At 61.6% G+C, this 23,959-nt stretch carries 6 protein-coding genes; 1 reads left to right on the top strand and 5 read right to left on the bottom strand.

The annotated features are described in order from the left end of the window. Positions 1–3: 3 nt before the first annotated feature. From OC71_RS15590 to OC71_RS15570, 5 genes are all read right to left on the bottom strand, one after another. Entirely contained in the window at positions 4–1,029 is a 1,026-nt protein-coding gene (locus tag OC71_RS15590; RefSeq protein ID WP_041070926.1) for an ABC transporter substrate-binding protein, read from the bottom strand. An 18-nt stretch (positions 1,030–1,047) separates the two neighbouring features. After that, complete coding sequence (locus OC71_RS15585) at positions 1,048–1,944, bottom strand: TauD/TfdA family dioxygenase (protein ID WP_041070923.1); 897 nt, start codon at positions 1,942–1,944, stop codon at positions 1,048–1,050. A gap of 371 nt (positions 1,945–2,315) precedes the next feature. Beyond that, on the bottom strand, positions 2,316–3,683 hold the full coding sequence (locus OC71_RS15580) for an HlyD family type I secretion periplasmic adaptor subunit (protein ID WP_041070920.1): 1,368 nt from the start codon (positions 3,681–3,683) through the stop codon (positions 2,316–2,318). Beyond that, a complete protein-coding gene (locus OC71_RS15575; protein ID WP_027611114.1) occupies positions 3,673–5,829 on the bottom strand; it encodes a type I secretion system permease/ATPase in 2,157 nt (718 codons plus the stop codon). The genes OC71_RS15580 and OC71_RS15575 overlap by 11 nt, the downstream gene beginning before the upstream one ends. Positions 5,830–5,871: 42 nt before the next feature. Next, the gene (locus OC71_RS15570; protein ID WP_041070916.1) at positions 5,872–7,224 is read right to left on the bottom strand and encodes a TolC family outer membrane protein; all 1,353 of its coding nucleotides are present in this window, start codon (positions 7,222–7,224) and stop codon (positions 5,872–5,874) included. A gap of 357 nt (positions 7,225–7,581) precedes the next feature. Between OC71_RS15570 and OC71_RS15565 the strand changes: the two genes are divergently transcribed. Continuing rightward, a complete protein-coding gene (locus OC71_RS15565) occupies positions 7,582–23,817 on the top strand; it encodes a LapA family giant adhesin (protein WP_041070913.1) in 16,236 nt (5,411 codons plus the stop codon). Positions 23,818–23,959: the final 142 nt, after the last annotated feature.

The raw sequence follows: 23,959 nt of genomic DNA, 5'->3' as shown, positions 1-23,959 counted from the left end.
CGATCAGCTCCCCTGCAGCGGTTTGGCGTCCTGGAAGAAGTAGTCCTTCCACGATTCCGGTTTGTTCTTGATCGCACCGACGCGGTAGAGGAATTCGGCCAGTGGATAGGTATTTTTCGGCGTGACGCTGAATTCGAATTGCGGGTTGTCGATGATTTTCAGCAGCTCGGCGCGGTCGATCTTGGCCTTGGTCACGCGGATGTAGGTGTCCGCTGCCGCGCCCTTATCGTTCTGCGCAAATTGCGCGGCTTCGCTCAGCGCTTCGACGAAGGCCTTGTAGGTTTTCGGGTTCTCGTTGCGGAATTTCTCGGTGGCAAACAGCACCGTCGGCGAGTTCGGGCCGAGGATGTCGTAGGAGTTGAGCACCACGTGCACGTTCGGGTTCTGCAGCGCCTGATCCTGGAACGGCGGATTGGAGAAATGCCCGGTCAGTTCCGTGCCGCCGGCAATCAGCGCAGCGGTCGCATCCGGGTGCGGCACGGCGATGGTGTACTTGTCGAGGCGATTGAATTCCTTGTCTCCCCATTGTTTGGCCGCCGCGTATTGCAGGAAGCGCGACTGCACCGACACGCCCACCGCCGGCACCGCAATGCGGTCCTTCTCGGTGAAGTCGGCAATGGTTTTGACCTTGGGATTGTTGCTGACCAGGTAGTACGGGAAGTTGCCGAGCGAGGCGACTGCCTTGACGTTCTGCTTGCCGTGGGTGCGATCCCAGATGGTCAGCAGCGGGCCGACGCCGGCGCCGGCAATGTCGATAGAACCCGACAACAGCGCATCGTTGACCGCCGCGCCGCCCGAGAGCTGCGTCCAGTCGACCTTGATGTCGAGGCCTTGCTGCTTGCCGTACTTCTCGATCAGGCCCTGATCGCGCACCACGTTGAGCAATAAATAGACAATCCCGAACTGTTCGGCGATGCGGATTTCACCTTCGGCGTGGGCCACGGTTGGCGCCACCAGGCTACCGGCAAGCAGGCTGAAACCCAGGCCGATGGCCGCCGCCAGCGGTGCAAAGGGAAGACGTTTGGACATGATCGAATCTCCGGCAAATCAGAAAGGCGCGTCGCCCTGGATGGTCGTGCGATACAGCTTGCGGCGCAGGTGCGCGGGGCAGCCCGCGGCGAGGTGGATCAGCGAACGGTTGTCCCAGAACACCATGTCGTGGGGCTGCCACTGGTGGCGGTAGATGTTCTGCGGCAGCACGCTGTGGGCGTAGAGCTCGGCCAGCAGTTGTTTGCTCTCGTCCTCCGGCAGACCAACGATACGGGTGGTGAAGCCTTCGCTGACGAACAACGCCTTGCGGCCGTTTTCCGGGTGGGTACGGACGATCGGATGCACCACTTCGGCGACCTGCGCCAGTTGCTCCGGGGTCAGGGTCGGACGCCAGTTGCCTTCGAATTTGGTTTCGCTGTAGCGCGCGGTGTAGGAATGCGCGGCAGAGCGGCCTTCCACCGCTTTGCGCAGGGCCTCGGGCAGGTTGTCCCAGGCTTTGTGCATGTCGGCGAACAAGGTGTCGCCGCCCTCGGACGGTAATTCCTGCGCATGCAGCATCGAGCCGAGACTCGGCAGCTCTTTATAGGAAAGGTCGGAGTGCCAGAACTTGCCAGCGTCACCGAGACCGATGTTCTGGCCGTTCTCGACGATGTTGGAAACGATGAGGATTTCCGGGTGATTGGCCAGCAGGAACTGCTTGAGCACGTGGATCTGCAGCACGCCGAAACGACGGCTGAAATCGATCTGCTGTTGCGGGGTGATGCGCTGGTCGCGGAACACCACGACATGGTGATCCAGATGCGCGCGATGAATGCGGGCGAAGTCCTGGTCGTTGACCGGTCGGGTCAGGTCCAGACCGATGATTTCGGCACCGACGGCACCGCTGAACGGACGGATTTCAAAGCTTTGCGGCGCGGCAGTCGCGGCGCTTGGGGTGGCAGTAGCTGCGGACATCTTTCAATCTCCCACGCACGGCGCGCTCACAGGCGCGCACGTCGATCAGACACTCACGCTGGATTGCGTGTCGGTTCAGGTCGTGCGGCGCGCCGATTGGTCGGCAGGTACGCAGGTGGGTGACTTTAAAGCTATAAGAATTGGAAATTAAATACCGTTAATGAATAACGATATGGCGGTTGGTGAGGAATGGACGGGATGGTGAGTGACGATTTGCGTCACTTACTGACAGGAGTGTGTTATTCCCGCTGACCTTCGCGAGCAGGCTCGCTCCCACAGGGGTTCGTTGGTGAACACAAAATGAGTGCTTAACAAAGATCCAATGTGGGAGCGAGCCTGCTCGCGAAGAGGCCATCAGCCGCGCTGCAAATCTAACGCTCGTGCAACGCCTCGGCCCGCGCCCGAATGATCGGCTTGAGCAGATAGCTCAGCACCGACTTCTTGCCGGTGATGATATCCACCGACGCGACCATCCCCGGAATGATCAGCAGCGGCTTGTCATCGGTGCCCAAGTGGCTGCGCTCGGTGCGCACCTTGATCATGTAGTAGGTGGTTTTCTTGTCTTCGTCGGTAATGGTGTCGGCGCCAATCTGCTCCAGTTTGGCTTTCAGTCCGCCGTAAATGGTGTAGTCGTACGCGGTGAATTTGACGATCGCTTCCTGCCCCGGATGCAGGAAGGCAATGTCCTGCGGGCGGATCTTGGCTTCGACCAGCAAGGTGTCGTCCAGCGGCACGATTTCCACCATGTCGCTGCCCGGCTGGATCACGCCGCCAATGGTGTTGACCAGCAACTTGTTGACGATGCCGCGCACCGGCGAGGTGACCAGCGTCCGGCTGACCCGGTCTTCCAGCGCTTTGCCGGTGGCCTGGGCCTTATTCAGGTCGGTGCGGGCTTCGTTGAGCTGAGTCAGCGCTTCGCTGCGGAATTTGCCGCGCGTCTCGTCGATCTTGCGTTGTACTTCCTTGATCGCCGATTCGGCGCGCGGGATGGCCAGCGTGGTGGCGTCGAGCTGACCACGGGTTTCGACTTCGGCACGCTTGAGGCGCAGCACTTCCACCGGCGATACGGCACCCTGTGCCACCAGTGGTTCGGACATGTTGATTTCCTGGCGCTGCAGGCCCAGTTGCTGACGATATTGCGCTTGCTTGGAACTGAATTCGCGCAGTTCTTGCTGACGCTGAATCAGTTGTTCCTGCAGGCCACCGATTTCGTCATGCAATTGCTGACGACGGCTGATGTACAACGACTCTTCGCTTTTCGCCTGACCCGGTACGGCTTTGAGCACGTCTTCCGGGAAGTTCAGCGGACGGTCATCGACCTCGGCGCTCAGGCGTTCGACACGCAACAGCATCGACAGGCGATCAGCTTCGGTTTCGCCGACGTTGGAAGCAAATCGCGTATCGTCCAGGCGAATCAGCGGTGCGCCGGCCTCAACGATCTGGCCTTCCTTGACGAACATTTCCGAAACGATCCCGCCCTCCAGGTTCTGGATTTTCTGGATCTTCGACGACGGAATCGCCTTGCCGTCGCCCTTGGTCACTTCGTCGATCACGGCGAAGTTGGCCCACAGCAGCAGGAACAGGAAGAAGCCGATGATTGCCCAGATGGTCAGGCGCACGACGCGCGGGGCGTCCTCGATCAGCGCTTTGTTGACCTCCGGCAGCGGCTGGCCCTGCAGCGAGGCAGAACCCTTGAAGTAGCGACGGATCGACTCTTTGACACCCGACTTAAGCAACACTGATCTGCCCCTTCTTCAACGCTTCCATCACGGCGGCTTTCGGGCCATCGGCGAGAATCTGTCCACGGTCGACCACCAGCAGGCGGTCGACCAGCGACAGCAGCGAGGCCCGGTGCGTCACCAGCACCACGGTCTTGTTTTCAACGACGGCGGCCAGGCGTTGCTTGAGGCGTTCTTCGCCGGTGTTGTCCATGGCGCTGGTCGGTTCGTCGAGCAGCAGGATCGGCGGGTTGAGCAGCAGCGCCCGCGCCAGTGCGACGTTCTGCCGTTGGCCGCCGGACAGGTTCTGCCCGCGTTCACCGACTTGCAGTTCATAACCCTGCGGATGCAGGCGGGCGAATTCGTGCACGCCCGCGAGCTCTGCGGCTTGCAGCACCAGTTCGTCTTCGACATAACGCGCGCCAGAAACCAGATTGTCGCGCAGGGTGCCGGCCAGCAGTTGGATGTCCTGCGGCACGTAGCCGATGTTGTAGCGCAGCTCGCTGACGTCGATCTGGCGGATATCCACACCGTCCACCAGCAACGCGCCGTCGTCCGGTTGGTACAGGCCGACCAGCAGTTTCGCCAGCGAACTCTTGCCCGAGCCGCTGCGGCCGATGATGCCGATCTTCTCGCCGGGACGGATCACCAGGTTGATGTTCTTCAGCGCCGGGTTCTGCTGTTCCGGGTAGGTGAAGTTCAACTGACGGCACTCGATCGCGCCTTGCAGCACCTTGCGGCTCAGCGGACGCTCTTCGAAATTGCGCTCCTGCGGCAGCTCCATCATCTGGTCAACCGAGGTCATGGTCACCCGCGCCTGCTGGTAGCGGGTCAACAGACCGGACAACGACGCCAGTGGGCTGAGCGCACGGCCGCTGAGCATGTAGCAAGCAATCAGACCGCCCATGCTCAGGTTGCCGGCGATGATCTGGTACACGCCGAAGACGATCATGATCACCCCGGCCAGTTGCTGGATCAGCAGGGTGATGTTCATCGCCAGACCGGAGAGCATTTTCACCCGCAGTTCGAGGCGGCTGAGGGTGCCGATGGTCTGCTCCCACTGATACTGGCGTTCGCTTTCGGCGTTGTTGACCTTGACCGCGTCGAGGCCGGCGAGGGTTTCGATCAGGCTCGACTGACGCTCGGCGCCCAGCGCCATAGTGCGTTCCATGGTCGCGACCAGCGGCTTCTGCAACGCATAGCCGATCAACAGCGCAATCGGGAACGCCAGCACCGGAATCCACACCAGATGCCCGCCGAGAATCGCGATGACGATGAAGATCAGGATGGTGAACGGCAGGTCGATCAGGCTGGTCAGGGTCAGCGAGGCGAGGAAGTCGCGCAGGCTCTGAAACTCATGGATGTTCTGCGCGAAGCTGCCGACCCGCGCCGGGCGGTACTTCATGGCCATGCCGACGATGCGCTCGAACAGCGTCGCGGAGATGATCAGGTCGGTTTTCTTGCCGGCCAGATCCAGGCACAGGCTGCGCAGGCTTTTGAGGATCAGGTCGAAGATGTAGGCACCGGTGATGCCCAGCGCCAGCACCCACAGGGTCGCTTCGGCCTGGTTCGGCACCACGCGGTCGTAGACGTTCATCACGAACAGCGGCGCGGCCATGGCGATGATGTTGATCAGAAAACTCGCGGCGATCGCATCGGCGTACAGCCAGCGCGAACGCTTGAGGGTGTCGCGGAACCACGAGCGCGCACGCGGGATCAGCGTGCCGTGGTTGACGTCGAATTTGTGCTGCGGCTGGGCGAAGAACACTTTGCCGGTGTAGTCGTCGGCCAGCAGTTCGCGGCTGACCACCGATTCGCCGCCGTCGCTTTCGCTGAGCAGCACCCGGGCTTCGTTGTCACCTTGCCAGCCGAGCAGGACGGCGCTGCGGCCATCCTTGAGCAGCAACAGCGCCGGCATGGCAATCGCCGGAATCTCTTCCAGCTTGCGTTGCAGCACCCGACCCTGCAGCCCGGCGCGAGCCGCTGCGCGGGGCAGCAACTCGACGCTCAGGCGCTGCTTGGGCAGAGGCAGACCGGTGGTGAGCATCGCCGCACTGGCGGGTTTCTGGTGCAGCATGCACAGAGCGAGCAGACCATCCAGCAACGGATCGTCGTGCATCGCGCGCGGATCATGAATGAGTTGAACTCGACTGACTTCTGATTCCACGCTCGGCACTCTTGGCTAACAATTGAACAATGAAGGTTCTGCTCAATTCATACCCGGCAGTTGGACCTTCGGCTTCACATCGTTCTGCACGACGGATGCCAACGGTGCGACCACTCCCTGGCTCTTGAGCAACTCGCCCATGGTCGCCTTGATTCGATACTGAGTAAATAACTGAATGTTCTTGATCTCAGCCAGACGGCGCGAAGCGGTGAACAACTCGTTTTCGCTGTCGAGCAAATCCAGCAAGGTCCGCTCGCCGAGGCTGAACTGACGCTGGTAGGCGGTACGCACGGCGGTGCTGTGATCAACGTACTGCTGAGCGATCGGCACCTGCGCATTGGCGTTGTTCAGAGCGTTCCAGGCCAGACCCAGTTCTTCGTTCAATTGACGCAGGGCGTTGTTGCGGATGTCCAGCGCCTGGTTTGACAGGTACGACTTGGATTCCAGATCGGCCTTGTTGCTGCCGCCCGAATACAGGTTGAAGCGCATGCGCAGCATGGCCTGCCACTCGTTGTTGTGGCCGTTCTGACCGTCGAGATCGTTGTCGGCAGTGCGACCCAGCTCGGCGTCGAAACGTGGGTAGAACGTCGACTTGGCGGTTTCGTACTGCTTCTCGGCAGCAGCGATATCGGACTCGGCCGAGCGCAGGATCGGGCTGTTTTCCAGCATCTGCTGCCGCGCTTCATTGAGGTTGGCCGGCATCATTGCCATGAACGGCGCCGGACGCTCCAGCTGGTCAGGCATCTGGCCGACGGCACTGAGGAAGTTGGTCTCGGAGTCGGCGAGGTTGGTCTGCTCGGTGATCAGGTTATTGCGCGCCTGGGCCATCCGCGCTTCGGCCTGATCGAGGTCGGCACCACTGCCGACGCCGCGCTGGGTGCGCAGCTGAATCTGGTCGTAGATGCGCTGATGGCTCTTGAGGTTTTCTTCGGCCAGACGCACGAATTCGCGGCGGGTCAACACGTCCAGGTACACCTGGGCGACGGTCAGCGCGGTGCGCTCGGAAGTCCCCAGCAGGGAGTAGGCGCGCGAGTTGACGGTGGCTTGTTGACGCCCGACTTCGCTCGACGTCGCAAAACCGTCAAAGACCATTTGCGAGAGACGTAAACTTGACTCACTGCGGTTCAGCGTCTCCCAGTGGTTACCGCCACCGTTGGCGCGCGTGGTCACGCTGTCGGTGCCCTCACGGCCATAACCACCCAGCAGGTCGACCTTGGGCAGGTATCCACCTTTCGCAGCCTTTAACTGATAATCCGCAGCCAGACGACTGTTGACCCCTGCCTGGATTTCCGGATGGACATCCAGTGCCTGTTGCATGGCTTCCGGTAAGGATTGTGCATGGGCGAAAGAGGCGGCCAGAGCGAAGGGTAGAGCCTTGAACAAGTGCAAACGCATGGTAAAGATTTCCCAGGACTTCTTGTCTTGAATCACAGCAAAACGTGCTGCTGCGTCGGATGATTGGCAACCGGAATGACCGTATGTCGGAAAGTTCAAAATAGGAACTGGATCACACGCTGAGGGACAGGTCGCCGCGGAAATATCAATGTGACATTAGTGGGGCGATTGTTTAGGATGGCACCCAGAAGGTCAATAGTTTGGCATAAAGTTAATAGCGAAAGAATCTAGCCAAAATATTGACGAAAAGAAGCGTCAAACTTGATTCGCAAATTTTAAAAGTACGTCCAGACTGAATCGGCGCCGAAGCCATCAGGCAATGGAAGTCAACTGAACGTAACACCCGGAGAGTCTTCAATGAGCAGTGTTGTTGCCATCGTCAAAAGCATTGTCGGTCAGGTATTCGTGGTATCCCCCGAGGGTGTACGCCGCGTGCTCGTTGAAGGCGATCGCCTGTTCGTCGGCGACCAGATCGATACTGGCCTCTCCGGCGCTGTATCGCTGGAACTGGCGGATGGCCGCACCCTGGACCTGGGTCGCGAAACGCAGTGGAGCGCCAACGCGCCCGACTCCAGCACGGACCTGGCCGAAGCCACCGCGCAGGCCGCACCTTCTGTAGCCGAGTTGCAGCAGGCCATCGCCGCCGGTGCCGACCCGACCACTGCTCTTGAAGCCACCGCTGCCGGCGCGACCGCCGCGGGGACTGGCGGCGCGGCAGGCGGCGGCCACAGCTTCGTGATGCTCGACGCCACTGCTGGCCGCGTCGACCCGACCATCGGCTTCCCGACCGCGGGCATCAACGCCGGTGCGCAAGCGGCGCAGAACATCACCGGTGGCCAGACCACCGACACCACCACCAACGCTCTGCGTGAGTCGACCCTGAGCCTCAGCGCCACGCCGACCATCACCGAAGCCGGCGGCGTGTTGGTGTACACCGCGACCCTGACCCAGGCGCCGCTGACCGACCTGACCATCACCCTGTCCAACGGCTCGGTGATCGTGATTCCAGCCGGCTCCACCACCGGCACCGTCAACGTGCCGTTGGCGCCGAACGACACCGTTTATAACGACCCGACCCAGATCGACGTGACCGTCACCGGCACCACCGGCGGCAACGGCATTACCGTGACCCCGCCGACCACTCCGGCCACGACCCAGGTCACCGACACCATCGACACCACCACCGTCACCCTGACCGCTGGCAGCAGCGTCACTGAAGGCGGCCAGATCACCTACACCGCGACCCTGACCAACCCGGCACAGACGCCTGTCACCGTCATCCTGTCCAACGGCTCGACCATCACCATCGAAGCCGGCCAGACCACGGGCACTGTCAACGTGCCAACCGCGCCGAATGACGTCTATAACAACGGCAGCACCGTCACTACCACCATTACCGGTGCCAGTGGCGGAAACTTCGAGAATCTGGTGCCGAACACGACGCCAGCCGTGACGAACATCGTCGATTCGCGTGACACCACCGGCCTGACCCTGACCGCTACCGGCAGCGTGGTTGAAGGTGGCCAGATCACTTACACCGCGACCCTGACCAACCCGGCGCAGACGCCGGTCACCGTCACCCTGTCCAATGGCTCGACCATCACCATCGAAGCCGGACAGACTACGGGCACCATCAACGTGCCGACTGCGCCAAACGACGTCTATAACAACGGCGGCACCGTCAGCACCACGATTACCGGTGCTACCGGCGGCAACTTCGAGAACCTGGTGCCAAACACGACACCAGCGACCACCACCGTCACTGACTCCATCGACACCACCAACCTGTCGCTGAGTGCCACTGGCACCGTGGCCGAAGGCGGTTCGATCGTTTACACCGCAACCCTGACCAATCCGGCCGGTACCCCGGTGACCGTGACGTTGAGCAACGGCTCCGTCATCACCATCGAAGCTGGCAAGACCACCGGTACCGTGACCGTTCCCGCGCCTGCGGATGACGTCTACAAAGACGCCGGCAAAGTCGAAGTCAGCATTACCGGCACCAGCGGTGGCAATTTCGAGAACCTGGTACCAAGTACCGTTCCAGCCGTCACCGAAGTCACCGACACCATCGACACTTCGACGGTCAAACTGACCGCCGATACCTCGGTCGCTGAGGGCGGCACAGTCACTTACACCGCCACCGTAGGCGCGCCGGTCACCGGTTCGCCAGTGACCGTGACCCTGACCAACGGTCAGACCATCACCATCGAAGTCGGCAAAACCACCGGCACCGTGACCACCACCGCGCCGAACGATGCGTTGACCGGCAACCCACCGCTGACCAACGCCATCACCAACGTCAGTGGCGGTAACTACGAGAACCTCGTCGCCGACAAAACCCCGGTTTCGACCACCGTTACCGACACCGTCGACACCACTAACCTGACGTTGAGCGCGACCGGTACCGTGGCTGAGGGCGGTTCGATCGTTTACACCGCGACCTTGACCAATCCGGCCGGCACCCCGGTGACCGTGACCCTGAGCAATGGCTCCGTCATCACCATCGAAGCCGGTAAAACCACCGGTACCGTGACTGTTCCGGCACCTGCCGATGACGTCTATAAAGATGCCGGCAAAGTCGAAGTCAGCATCAACGGTGCAACCGGCGGCAACTTCGAAAATCTGGTGCCAAGCACTGTCCCTGCGGTCACCGAAGTGACCGACACCATCGATACTTCGACCGTCAAACTGTCCGCTGACACCTCGGTCGCCGAGGGTGGCACGGTGACTTACACCGCTACGGTTGGTGCACCCGTGACCGGTTCGCCGGTTGTCGTGACTCTGGCCAACGGTCAGTCCATCACCATCGAAGTGGGTAAAACCACCGGCACCGTGACCACCACCGCGCCGAACGATGCGTTGAACGGCCAAGCGCCGCTGACCAACTCGATCACTGGCGTGAGCGGTGGCAACTACGAAAACCTCGTGGCCGACAAGACGCCGGTCAGCACCACCGTGACCGACACCGTCGACACCACCAACCTGACGTTGAGCGCCACTGGCTCCGTCGCTGAAGGCGGTTCGATTGTCTACACCGCGACCCTGACCAACCCGGCCGGCACCCCGGTGACCGTGACCCTGAGCAATGGCTCCGTCATCACCATCGAAGCCGGTAAAACCACCGGTACCGTGACCGTTCCAGCGCCTGCTGATGACGTTTACAAAGATGCCGGCAAGGTTGAAGTCAGCATTACCGGAACCAGCGGTGGCAATTTCGAGAACCTCGTTCCGAGCAACGTGCCGGCTGTCACCGAAGTGACCGACACCATCGACACCTCGACCGTCAAACTGACCGCCGATACCTCGGTGGCTGAAGGTGGCACCGTCACTTACACCGCCACCGTCGGCGCACCGGTCACCAGTTCGCCGGTTGTCGTGACTCTGGCCAACGGTCAGACCATCACCATCGAAGTGGGCAAAACCACTGGCACCGTGACCACCACCGCGCCGAACGACGCGCTGACGGGTCACGAACCGCTGACCAACTCGATCACCGGCGTCTCCGGCGGCAACTACGAAAACCTCGTCGCCGACAAAACGCCGGTTTCGACCAACGTCACCGACACCGTCGACACCACCAACCTGTCGCTCACCGCCACCGGTACCGTGGCTGAAGGTGGCTCGATCGTCTACACCGCGACCCTGACCAATCCGGCCGGCACTCCGGTAACCGTGACCTTGAGCAACGGCTCGGTCATCACCATCGAGGCCGGCAAAACCACTGGCACCGTAACGGTTCCAGCACCTGCCGATGACGTCTACAAAGACGCCGGCAAGGTTGAAGTCAGCATTACCGGAACAACAGGTGGCAACTTCGAGAACCTGGTGCCGAGCACCGTCCCTGCGGTCACTGAAGTGACTGACACCATCGACACCTCGACCGTGAAACTCTCGGCCGATACTTCGGTGGCTGAAGGCGGCACTGTCACTTACACCGCTACCGTCGGCGCACCGGTCACCGGCTCGCCTGTTGTCGTGACTCTGGCGAACGGCCAGACCATCACCATCGAAGTGGGTAAAACCACCGGTACTGTGACTACCACTGCGCCGAACGATGCATTGAACGGTCACGAGCCACTGACCAACTCGATCACTGACGTGAGCGGTGGCAACTACGAAAATCTGGTGGCGGACAAAACCCCGGTTTCGACCAACGTCACCGACACCGTCGACACCACCAACCTGTCGCTGACTGCGACCGGCACCGTGGCGGAAGGCGGTTCGATCGTCTACACCGCAACCCTGACCAATCCGGCCGGTACTCCGGTGACCGTGACCTTGAGCAATGGCTCGGTCATCACCATCGAGGCCGGTAAAACCACTGGCACCGTGACTGTTCCAGCACCTGCCGATGACGTCTACAAAGACGCTGGCAAAGTGGAAGTCAGCATTACCGGAACCACCGGCGGCAATTTCGAGAACCTGGTGCCGAGCACTGTCCCTGCGGTCACTGAAGTGACTGACACCATCGACACCTCGACCGTCAAACTGACCGCCGATACCTCGGTGGCTGAAGGTGGCACCGTCACCTATACCGCGACCGTTGGCGCACCAGTGACCGGTTCGCCAGTCGTGGTGACCCTGGCCAATGGTCAGAACATCACCATCGAAGTCGGCAAAACCACTGGCACCGTAACCACCACCGCGCCAAATGATGCGTTGAATGGTCATGAGCCGCTGAGCAACTCGATTACCGCCGTAACGGGCGGCAACTACGAAAACCTCGTGGCCGACAAAACCCCTGTCAGCACCACCATCACCGACACCGTCGACACCACCAACCTGACGTTGAGCGCCACCGGTTCCGTCGCTGAAGGTGGTTCGATCGTCTACACCGCGACCTTGACCAATCCAGCGGGCACACCAGTCACCGTGACCCTGAGCAACGGCTCGGTGATCACTATCGAAGCCGGTAAAACTACCGGCACCGTGACCGTTCCAGCACCAGCCGATGACGTTTACAAAGACGCTGGCAAGGTTGAAGTCACGATCAAAGACGCCGCAGGCGGCAATTTCGAGAACCTGGTGCCGAGCACCGTTCCGGCTGTTACCGAAGTTACCGATACCATCGATACGTCGACGGTCAAACTTACCGCCGACACTTCGGTCGCTGAAGGCGGGACTGTCACTTACACCGCCACCGTCGGCGCACCGGTAACCGGCTCGCCGGTTGTTGTCACCTTGGCCAATGGTCAGAACATCACCATCGAAGTGGGCAAAACCACCGGCACCGTGACCACCACCGCGCCAAACGATGCGCTGAACGGTCACGAACCGCTGACCAACTCTATTACCGGCGTCACCGGTGGCAACTACGAAAATCTGGTCGCTGACAAAACTCCGGTTTCGACCACCGTTACCGACACCGTCGACACCACCAACCTGTCGCTGACCGCTACCGGCACCGTGGCTGAAGGTGGCTCGATCGTCTACACCGCGACCTTGACCAATCCGGCCGGTACGCCGGTGACCGTGACCCTGTCGAACGGCTCGGTGATCACCATTGAAGCAGGTAAAACTACCGGCACCGTGACTGTTCCCGCCCCAGCCGATGACGTTTACAAAGACGCGGGCAAGGTTGAAGTCACGATCAAAGACGCAGCAGGCGGCAATTTCGAGAACCTGGTGCCGAGCACGGTTCCGGCTGTCACCGAAGTCACTGACACCATCGATACTTCGACCGTCAAACTGACCGCCGATACTTCGGTCGCTGAAGGCGGCACTGTCACCTACACCGCGACTGTCGGTGCTCCGGTAACCGGCTCGCCGGTTGTTGTGACCCTGGCCAACGGTCAGAACATCACCATCGAAGTCGGCAAAACCACCGGCACCGTGACCACCACCGCGCCAAACGACGCGCTGACGGGTCACGAACCGCTGACCAACTCGATCACCGGCGTCAGCGGCGGCAACTACGAGAATCTGGTCGCTGACAAAACCCCGGTCAGCACCACCGTCACTGACACCGTGGACACGACGAATCTGTCGCTCAGCGCCACCAACTCGGTCGCCGAGGGTGGTTCAATCACCTACACCGCGACCCTGACCAACGCTGCTGGCTCGCCAGTCACCGTGACCCTGAGCAACGGCTCGGTGATCACTATCGAAGCCGGTAAAACTACCGGCACCGTGACCGTTCCAGCACCAGCCGATGACGTCTACAAAGATGCCGGCAAAGTCGAAGTCACCATCAACGGTGCAACCGGCGGCAACTTCGAGAACCTCGTTCCGAGCACTGTTCCGGCAGTGACTGAAGTCACTGACACCATCGACACCACGTCGGTGAAACTGACCGCAACCGAGTCTGCTGCTGAAGGTGGCGCCGTCACCTACACCGCCACTGTCGGTGCACCAGTGACCGGCTCGCCTGTGGTCGTGACCCTGGCCAATGGTCAGAACATCACCATCGAAGTCGGCAAGACCACTGGCACCGTGACCACCACCGCACCGAACGATGCGTTGAACGGCCATGCGCCGCTGACCAACGCCATCACCGACGTGAGCGGCGGCAATTACGAGAATCTGGTTGCCGACAAGACTCCAGTCAGCACCACCGTGACTGACACTGTCGACACCACCAACCTGTCGCTGAGCGCCACTGGCACTGTGGCCGAGGGCGGTTCGATCACCTACACCGCGACACTCACCAACGCTGCTGGCTCGCCAGTCACCGTGACTTTGTCCAACGGTTCGGTGATCACCATCGAAGCGGGCAAGACCACTGGCACGGTGACCGTTCCGGCCCCTGCCGATGACGTCTACAAAGACGCCGGCAAAGTCGAAGTCACGATCAAGGACACAGCGGGCGGCAACTTCGAGAACCTGGTGCCAAGCACCGTTCCAGCCGTTACCGAAGTCACCGACACCATCGACACCTCGACGGTCAAACTCACCGCCGATACTTCGGTGGCTGAAGGCGGCACTGTCACTTACACCGCTACTGTCGGCGCTCCAGTGACTGGCGCGCCTGTTGTTGTGACCCTGGCCAACGGTCAAACCATCACCATCGACATCGGCAAGACCACCGGCACCGTGACCACCACCGCACCGAACGATGCGCTGAACGGTCACGAGCCGCTGAACAACTCGATCACCAATGTCAGCGGCGGCAACTACGAAAACCTCGTCGCCGACAAAACGCCAGTCAGCACCACCGTGACCGACACCGTCGACACCACCAACCTGTCGCTGAGCGCGACGCCGGCGGTGAACGAAGGCGGGCAGATCACCTACACCGCCACCCTGACCAACGCCGCCGGCACTCCGGTGACCGTGACCTTGAGCAATGGCGCGGTGATCACCATCGACGCCGGCAAAACTTCCGGCACCGTGACCGTCGATGCGCCGAAGGATGACGTCTACAAGGACGCCGGCACCGTTGAAGCGACCATCAAAGGCGCGACCGGTGGCGACTTCGAAAACCTGGTGACCAGCAACACCCCGGCGGTGACCACCGTCAACGACACCATCGACACCTCCACCGTGTCGCTGACCGCTACCGCCAACGTCGCCGAAGGCGAAACCGTGGTTTACACCGCGAGCGTGACCGCACCGGTAACCGGCTCGCCAGTCGTCGTGACCCTGTCCAACGGCCAGACCATCACCATCGCCGTCGGTGAGACCACCGGCAGCGTGAACTTCGTCGCGCCGAACAGCCCATTGGCGGGCGGCAGCTCGTTGAGCGTGGCCATCGACAAGGTTGCCGGCGGCAACTATGAAAACCTGGTGGCCGACAAGACACCGGCGAACACCTCGGTGTCGGACACTGTCGACACTACCAACCTGAACCTGACCGCCAGCGACTCGGTGGCGGAAGGTGGTTCGATCGTTTACACCGCGACCCTGACCAATCCGGCCGGGACGCCGGTGACCGTGACCCTGTCCAACGGCGCGGTGATCACCATCGAAGCCGGTAAAACCTCGGGCACCGTGACCGTTCCAGCTCCGGCGGATGACGTTTACAAAGACGCGGGTAAAGTCGAAGCAACCATTTCCAGCGCTACCGGTGGCAACTTCGAGAACCTGGTGCCGAGCACCGTTCCGGCCGTCACCAACGTGACCGACACCATCGATGCCACCACGGTCAAACTGACCGCGACCGAATCGGCTGCGGAAGGTGGCACCGTCACTTACACCGCGACTGTTGGCGCGCCAGTGACTGGCTCGCCGGTCGTGGTGACCTTGGCCAATGGTCAGAACATCACCATCGAAGTGGGTAAAACCACTGGCACCGTGACTACCACTGCGCCGAACGATGCGCTGACCGGCCACGCGCCGCTGACCAACGCCATCACCGACGTGAGCGGCGGTAACTACGAAAACCTCGTGGCTGACAAAACCCCGGTCAGCACTAACGTCACCGACACCGTGGACACCACCAACCTGTCGCTCAGCGCGACCGGCACCGTGGCCGAGGGTGGCTCGATCGTTTACACCGCAACCCTGACCAACGCGGCTGGTTCGCCAGTCACCGTGACCCTGTCCAACGGCGCGGTGATCACTATTGAAGCGGGTAAAACCACTGGCACCGTGACCGTTCCGGCGCCGGCCGATGACGTGTACAAAGATGCCGGCAAAGTCGAAGCGACCATCTCCAGCGCTACCGGTGGCAACTTTGAAAATCTGGTACCGAGCACTGTGCCGGCCGTCACCAATGTCACCGATACCATCGACACCACCACGGTCAAACTGACGGCGACTGAATCCGCTGCGGAAGGTGGCACCGTCACCTACACCGCCACCGTCGGTGCTCCGGTAACCGGCTCGCCTGTGGTCGTGACCCTGGCCAACGGTCAGAACATCACCATCGAAGTCGGCAAGACCACCGGTACGGTCACCACCACCGCACCGAACGATGCGTTAACCGGTCATGCTCCGCTGACCAACGCGATCACCGGCGTGACTGGCGGTAACTACGAGAATCTGGTGGCCGACAAAGCTCCAGTCAGCACCACCGTGACAGACACCGTCGACACCACCAACCTGTCGCTCAGCGCTACCAATTCGGTCGCCGAGGGCGGTTCGATCGTTTACACAGCAACCCTGACCAACGCCGCTGGCTCGCCAGTTACCGTGACGCTGAGCAACGGCGCTGTCATCACCATCGAGGCCGGCAAAACCACCGGCACCGTGACTGTTCCAGCTCCGGCGGACGACGTTTACAAAGATGCCGGTAAAGTCGAAGCAACCATTTCCACCGCCACCGGTGGCAACTTCGAAAACCTGGTGCCAAGTACCGTGCCGGCTGTCACCGAAGTCACCGACACGATCGACACCTCGACCGTCAAACTGACTGCCGATACCTCAGTGGCCGAAGGCGGCACCGTCACCTATACCGCAACCGTCGGCGCGCCAGTGACCGGTTCGCCTGTGGTCGTGACCTTGGCAAACGGTCAGAACATCACCATTGAGGTGGGTAAAACCACTGGCACCGTGACTACCACTGCGCCTAATGATGCATTGACCGGTCATGCTCCTCTGACCAACGCGATCACCGACGTCACCGGTGGCAATTACGAAAACCTCGTGGCTGACAAAACCCCGGTCAGCATTAACGTCACCGATACCGTCGACACCACCAACCTGTCGCTCAGTGCGACCGGCACCGTGGCCGAGGGTGGCTCAATCGTTTACACCGCGACCCTGACCAATGCGGCTGGCTCGCCAGTCACCGTGACTCTGTCGAACGGCGCCGTGATCACCATCGACGCCGGTAAAACCACTGGCACTGTGACCGTTCCGGCGCCAGCCGATGACGTGTACAAAGACGCAGGTAAAGTCGAAGCGACCATTTCCACCGCGACCGGTGGCAACTTCGAAAACCTGGTGCCAAGCACCGTTCCGGCTGTGACGCAGGTCACCGACACCATCGATACCACCACGGTCAAGCTGACCGCGACCGAGTCGGCGGCCGAGGGCGGCACCGTCACCTACACCGCCACTGTCGGTGCGCCGGTCACCGGTTCGCCAGTTGTGGTAACTCTGGCCAACGGCCAGAACATCACCATCGAAGTCGGTAAAACCACCGGTACCGTAACCACCACCGCACCGAACGACGCGCTGACCGGCCATGCGCCGTTGACCAACGCGATCACTAGCGTGAGCGGTGGCAACTACGAAAACCTCGTTGCCGACAAGACCCCGGTCAATACCACGGTCACCGATACCGTCGACACCACCAACCTGTCGCTGTCCGCGACCGGTACCGTGGCCGAAGGCGGCTCGATCGTTTACACCGCGACCCTGACCAACGCTGCCGGCTCGCCGGTTACCGTGACGTTGAGCAACGGCGCCGTGATCACCATCGACGCGGGCAAAACCACCGGCACCGTGACCGTTCCGGCACCGGCCGATGACGTCTACAAAGACGCCGGCACCGTTGAGGCCACGATCAAGACCGCGACTGGCGGCAATTTCGAAAGCCTGGTGACCAGCAACACCCCGGCCGTGACCAGCGTCACCGACACCATCGACACCACCACGGTCAAACTGACCGCGACCGAGTCGGCTGCTGAAGGTGGCACTGTCACTTACACCGCGACCGTCGGCGCGCCGGTCACCGGTTCGCCGGTTGTGGTGACCTTGGCCAACGGCCAGAACATCACCATCGAAGTCGGCAAAACCACCGGCACCGTGACCACCACCGCGCCTAACGACGTGTTGACCGGTCATGCACCACTGACCAACGCGATCACTAACGTCAGCGGCGGCAACTACGAAAACCTGGTGGCCGACAAAACGCCGGTCAGCACCACCGTGACCGACACCATCGACACCACCAATCTGTCGCTGTCCGCGACCGGCACCGTGGCCGAAGGTGGCTCGATTGTTTACACCGCAACGCTGACCAACGCCGCTGGTTCGCCAGTGACCGTGACGCTGAGCAACGGTGCAGTCATCACCATCGACGCCGGTAAAACCACTGGCACCGTGACCGTCCCTGCCCCGGCCGACGACGTCTACAAAGACGCCGGCACTGTTCAGGCAACGATCAAAACCGCGACCGGTGGCAGCTTCGAGAACCTGGTACCAAGCACCACGCCAGCAGTGACCAGCGTCACCGACACCATCGACACCACGGGCGTGAAACTCACCGCCACGGGCACCGTGGCCGAAGGTGGCACCGTCACTTACACCGCTACCGTTGGTGCGCCAGTTACCGGCTCGCCTGTCGTCGTGACCCTGGCCAACGGTCAGACCATCACCATCGACATCGGCAAAACCACCGGCACCGTGACCAGCATCGCACCGAACGATGCGCTGACCGGTCACGCGCCGTTGACCAACTCGATCACTAACGTGACCGGCGGCAACTACGAAAACCTTGTGGCCGACAAGACCCCGGTCAGCACCACCGTGACCGACACTGTCGACACCACCAACCTGTCCCTGAGCGCCACTAATACGGTCGCCGAGGGTGGTTCGATCATTTACACCGCCACCCTGACCAACGCCGCTGGTTCGCCAGTGACCGTGACCCTGAGCAACGGCGCAGTGATCACAATCGACGCCGGTAAAACCACTGGCACCGTGACCGTTCCTGCCCCGGCTGATGACGTCTACAAAGACGCCGGCACCGTGCAGGCAACTATCACCAATGCCAGCGGCGGCAACTTCGAAAACCTGGTACCAAGCACCGTACCGGCCGTGACCAGCGTCACCGATACCATCGACACCACTACCGTGAAGTTGTCTGCCACCGGTACAGCGGCTGAAGGCGGCAACGTCGTCTACACCGCCACCGTCGGTGCGCCAGTCACAGGTTCGCCAGTCGTGGTGACTCTGTCCAACGGCCAGACCATCACCATCGACATCGGCAAAACCACCGGCACCGTAACCACCACCGCACCGAACGATGCGCTGACCGGCCACGCGCCGTTGACCAACGCCATCACCAACGTGAGCGGCGGCAACTACGAGAATCTGGTTGCCGACAAGACTCCGGTCAGCACCACCGTGACCGATACCGTCGACACCACCAACCTGTCGCTGTCCGCGACCGGCACCGTGGCCGAAGGCGGCTCGATCGTTTACACCGCAACCCTGACTAACGCCGCTGGCTCGCCAGTGACCGTGACCCTGAGCAACGGCGCAGTGATCACCATCGACGCCGGCAAAACCACCGGCACCGTGACTGTTCCAGCACCAGCCGACGACGTCTACAAAGACGCCGGCACTGTGCAGGCCACAATCAAGACGGCCACCGGTGGCAGCTTCGAAAATCTGGTACCAAGCACCACGCCAGCCGTGACCAGCGTCACCGACACCATCGACACCACTGGCGTGAAACTCACCGCCACGGGCACCGTGGCCGAAGGTGGCACCGTCACCTACACCGCCACCGTCGGTGCGCCTGTGACTGGTTCGCCAGTCGTGGTAACCCTGGCCAACGGCCAGACCATCACCATCGACATCGGTAAAACCACCGGCACCTTGACCAGCATCGCGCCAAACGATGCACTGACTGGCCACGCGCCGTTGACCAACTCGATCAGCAACGTGACCGGCGGCAATTACGAAAACCTCGTGGCCGACAAAACCCCGGTCAGCACCACCGTGATCGACACCGTCGACACCACCAGCCTGTCGCTGAGCGCGACCCCGGCGGTGAACGAGGGCGGCCAGATCACCTACACCGCAACCCTGAGCAACGCTGCCGGTTCCCCGGTGACCGTGACCCTGAGCAACGGCTCGGTGATCACCATCGACGCCGGTAAAACCACCGGCACCGTGACCGTTCCGGCTCCGGCTGACGATGTCTACAAAGACGCCGGCAGCGTGCAGGCGACCATCACCAATGCCAGCGGTGGCAACTTCGAGAACCTGGTACCGAGCACGGCACCGGCCGTCACCAGCGTCGCCGATACCATCGATACCACCACCGTCAGCATCACCGGCAGCACCTCGGTGACCGAAGGCCAGACCGCCAGCTACACCGTCAGCCTGACCCACCCGGCGCAAACCGACGTGACCCTGAAAATCGTCTACAGCGGCACCGCCGCCGACGGTTCGGACTTCACTGGCGTGTACACCGTGAAGATCCCGGCGGGCGCCAGCAGCGCGCAGTTCAACGTCGCGACCATCGATGACAAGATCACCGAAGGCACCGAAAACTTCGTGGTCAAGATCGACTCGGCCACCGGTGGCAATTTCGAGAACCTGGCTGTCAGCAGCACCAACGGCAGCGTCAGCACCTCGATCATCGACAACGATGCACCACCGGTCATCGACCTGGATGCCAACAACTCCAGCGGCGCCACCGGTGCCGACTACAAGGTGACGTTCACCGAAAACACGCCGGGCGCCGGCGTGTCGATTGCCGATACCGACCTGACGATCACCGACCCGGACAGCACCATGCTGACCGGTGCGACCATCGTTCTGACCAACCGTCAGGACGGTGATGCGCTGAACCTCGGCAACAGCGTCAACGGCATCACCATCAATGCCAACAGCACCAACGGCACCGTGACCCTGACCCTGTCGGGTAACGCGACGCTGGCCGACTACATGCAGGCCATCAAGAACATCACCTTCACCAACAGCAGTGAAGACCCGAGCACCGTGCCACGGATCATCACCGTGACCGTGACCGATGGCGGCAACTACTCCAACACCGCGACCACCACGGTCAACGTGGTGGCGGTCAACGATGCGCCGGTTGCAGCGCCAGTCAACGTCACCGGCACCGAAGACACCCCGCTGATCCTCGGCTGGTCGACCTTCGGTGTGACCGACGTGGACAGCCCGGCCAGCAGCCTGGGGATCAAAATCACCCAGCTGCCGGGCGAAGGCAAACTGCAGTACCTGGACGGTTCGACCTGGAAAGACGTCGCCAACAACCAGACCTTCAGCAAGGCTGACATCGACGCTGGCAAGCTGCGCTTCCTGCCGGATGCCAACGAGTCGGGCGTCAACGGTTACGGCGGCACCGGCCTGGGCAACAACCAGGCCGACTACGCGCAGATCAAGTTCCAGCCCACCGACGGCCAACTGCTGGGCAACACCGGCACCGTGAAGATCGACATCACGCCAGTGGCGGATGCACCGACCGTGAGCGTGGCCGACAACAGCGTGAAATCCACCGGACTGGTCAAGGAAGTCTGGACCGGTCTGGCGGGCCTGGGTACCAGCGGCAATGGCGCTGACTCGACCACGCTGAAAAACGTGATCGATGGCGCCGGCACCCCGAACTCCAGCACCAACGTGACCAACGTGCAGTCGGACGGCAGCGTGAGCGCCGGCACCGCGTCGAAAACCTCGGGCCTGATCTATCTGGAAGCCGGCAAGACCTACAGCTTCAGCGGCGTGGCTGACGACAGCTTGCTGATCACCATCGGCGGCAAGAGCGTGGCGTCGGGCACCTGGGGCGCGGGCGGTACGATCAGCGGTTCGTTCACCCCGACCACCAGCGGCTACTACACCCTGGACATCTACCACCACAACCAGAGCGGCCCGGGCAGCTATGACGTGAACCTGTCGGTCAACGGCAGCACGCCGATCGACCTGAGCAGCGCCGGCGTGCCGATCTACACCGGCGTGCAGGATCTGGTGAACGCCGGTGTGACCGTCTCCGACCTGCACGGTACCAACGGCGAAGGTTATTACGACGGCTACAAACTCAACACCGGCGCCGAAGGCACCACGGTGAAACTGTCGGCGATCAACACCGCGCTGACCGACACCGACGGCTCGGAAACCCTGAGCGTGAAGATCAGCGGTGCGCCGGTCGGTTCGGTACTCTCCGACGGCCATGGCCACAGTTTCACCGTCACCGCGAGCAACGGCGAAGCCAACGTCACCGGCTGGAGCCTCGGCAGCCTGACCGTGACCCCGCCGACCTACTACAACGGCCAGTTCAACCTGACCGTGACGTCGACTTCCACCGAGATGGTCGGCGGCTCGGCCAGCAGCACCGCGACGATTCCGGTCACCGTGGTGCCAGCGGTATACAACGCCGTGGTCGGTACTTCGGGCGATGACACCTTCAACGGCACCGACGGCAACGACATCATGGTCGCCGACATCGGCGGTCTGACCGTGGTGCCGGGCACCAACTACAACATTGCGTTCATGGTCGACAGCTCGGGCAGTATGAGCACCTCGTCGATCAACGCGGCCAAAGACTCGCTGACCTCGGTGTTCAACACCCTCAAGCAGAGCCTGGGCGGCAGCAATTCGGGCACGGTGAACATCTTCCTGGTGGACTTCGATACCCAGGTCAACAAGTCGGTCTCGGTCAACCTCAACGACCCGAACGCGCTGACCCAGCTCAAAGCCGTACTCGACTCGATGACCTCCGGTGGCGGCACCAACTACGAAGACGTGTTCAAGACCACGGCCAACTTTTTCCAGAGCACGGAAGCGCTGGCCAACACCGGGGCGAAGAACCTTACCTACTTCATCACCGACGGCCAGCCGACCTACTACCAGAGCGGCGAGCAGACCAACCCGACGCTGTATGGCAGCGTGAAGTTCGACAGTGTGGTCACGACCAGCAACTACAAGCTGGGCGATACCTTCAGCACGTACATCGACAATACGCATTACCTGAGCATCACCGCCAGCGGTTATGCCCAGTTGCAGACCTACAACGGCCGCGGCTGGACCACCACCAACCTGGGCACTGTCCACGCTCAGGGTGATGGCACCTACGAGCTGTCGAGCCTGGCCGGTACTGGTAACAGCACCACGACTGCCACCACCGACAACTCCAGCAGCAGCTTCGCCTTGCTCAGCGGTCTGTCGAATGTCGAAGCCATCGGTATCAACAGCGGTGTCAGCCTCAACGACCTGAAACCGTATGACTCGGATCACTTGCCGCAAACCAACATCGATCCGAAGGATCTGGCCAACTCGATCATCGGCCATACCGAAGCAACGATGCCGGGCAACGACACCGTCAGCGGTGGCGACGGCAACGACATCCTGTTCGGCGACCTGGTGAGCTTCAACGGCATTGCCGGCGAGGGTTATCAGGCGATGCAGGCGTTCGTGGCGCAGCAGACCGGCGTGGATGTCAGCAAAGTCACTACCAGCAATGTGCACCAGTACATCACCGAGCACTATCAGGCGTTCGATGTCTCCGGTGCGCACGATGGCAACGACACGCTGTTGGGTGGCGCAGGCAATGACATCCTGTTCGGCTCGGGCGGTAACGACCTGCTCGACGGCGGCAAGGGCAATGACATCCTGCTCGGCGGCACCGGCAACGACACGCTGATCGGTGGCCAGGGCAACGACATCCTGATCGGTGGTTCCGGTGCTGACACCTTCGTCTGGAAAGCAGGCGACACCGGCAACGACGTGATCAAGGACTTCAACGCCAGCGAAGGCGACCGCATCGACCTGCGTGACCTGTTGCAGGGCGAAACCGGCAGCACCATCGACAACTTCCTGAAGATCACCACGGTTGATGGCACGTCGTCGCTGCAAGTCAGCTCGGCGGGCAAGTTCAACTCCGGCGACGCGGCAGCCGCCACCCCGGACGTGACGATCAAACTGGAAGGCAACAACTGGTCGAGCGCCAACATTCACAACCTGATCGCCGGCAGCGATCCGACCATCAAGGTCGACCACAACAACAGCTGATGCGTGAACAAAACGGCCGCCCCTTGGGGCGGCCGTCACGTTTGCGGCTAACTCGGCGGTGACGATTTCGTCGCCACCCCGCATACTCGCGCGCAGTTGGCCTATGCTGCTGACAGCATGACGCTGGTTCTTTCTGAGGGAT

Origin of the sequence: Pseudomonas sp. W15Feb9B, from assembly GCF_000828175.1 — a bacterium.
Lineage (GTDB): Bacteria > Pseudomonadota > Gammaproteobacteria > Pseudomonadales > Pseudomonadaceae > Aquipseudomonas > Aquipseudomonas parakoreensis.
Note: the sequence above shows the minus strand (reverse complement) of the source record. Positions and strands in the feature narration are given on the sequence as shown.

Coding starts and splice junctions, on each gene's coding strand:
- OC71_RS15590 (WP_041070926.1), bottom strand. CDS start 1,029: ATGTCCAAACGTCTTCCCTTTGCACCGCTGGCGGCGGCCATCGGCCTG.
- OC71_RS15585 (WP_041070923.1), bottom strand. CDS start 1,944: ATGTCCGCAGCTACTGCCACCCCAAGCGCCGCGACTGCCGCGCCGCAA.
- OC71_RS15570 (WP_041070916.1), bottom strand. CDS start 7,224: ATGCGTTTGCACTTGTTCAAGGCTCTACCCTTCGCTCTGGCCGCCTCT.
- OC71_RS15565 (WP_041070913.1), top strand. CDS start 7,582: ATGAGCAGTGTTGTTGCCATCGTCAAAAGCATTGTCGGTCAGGTATTC.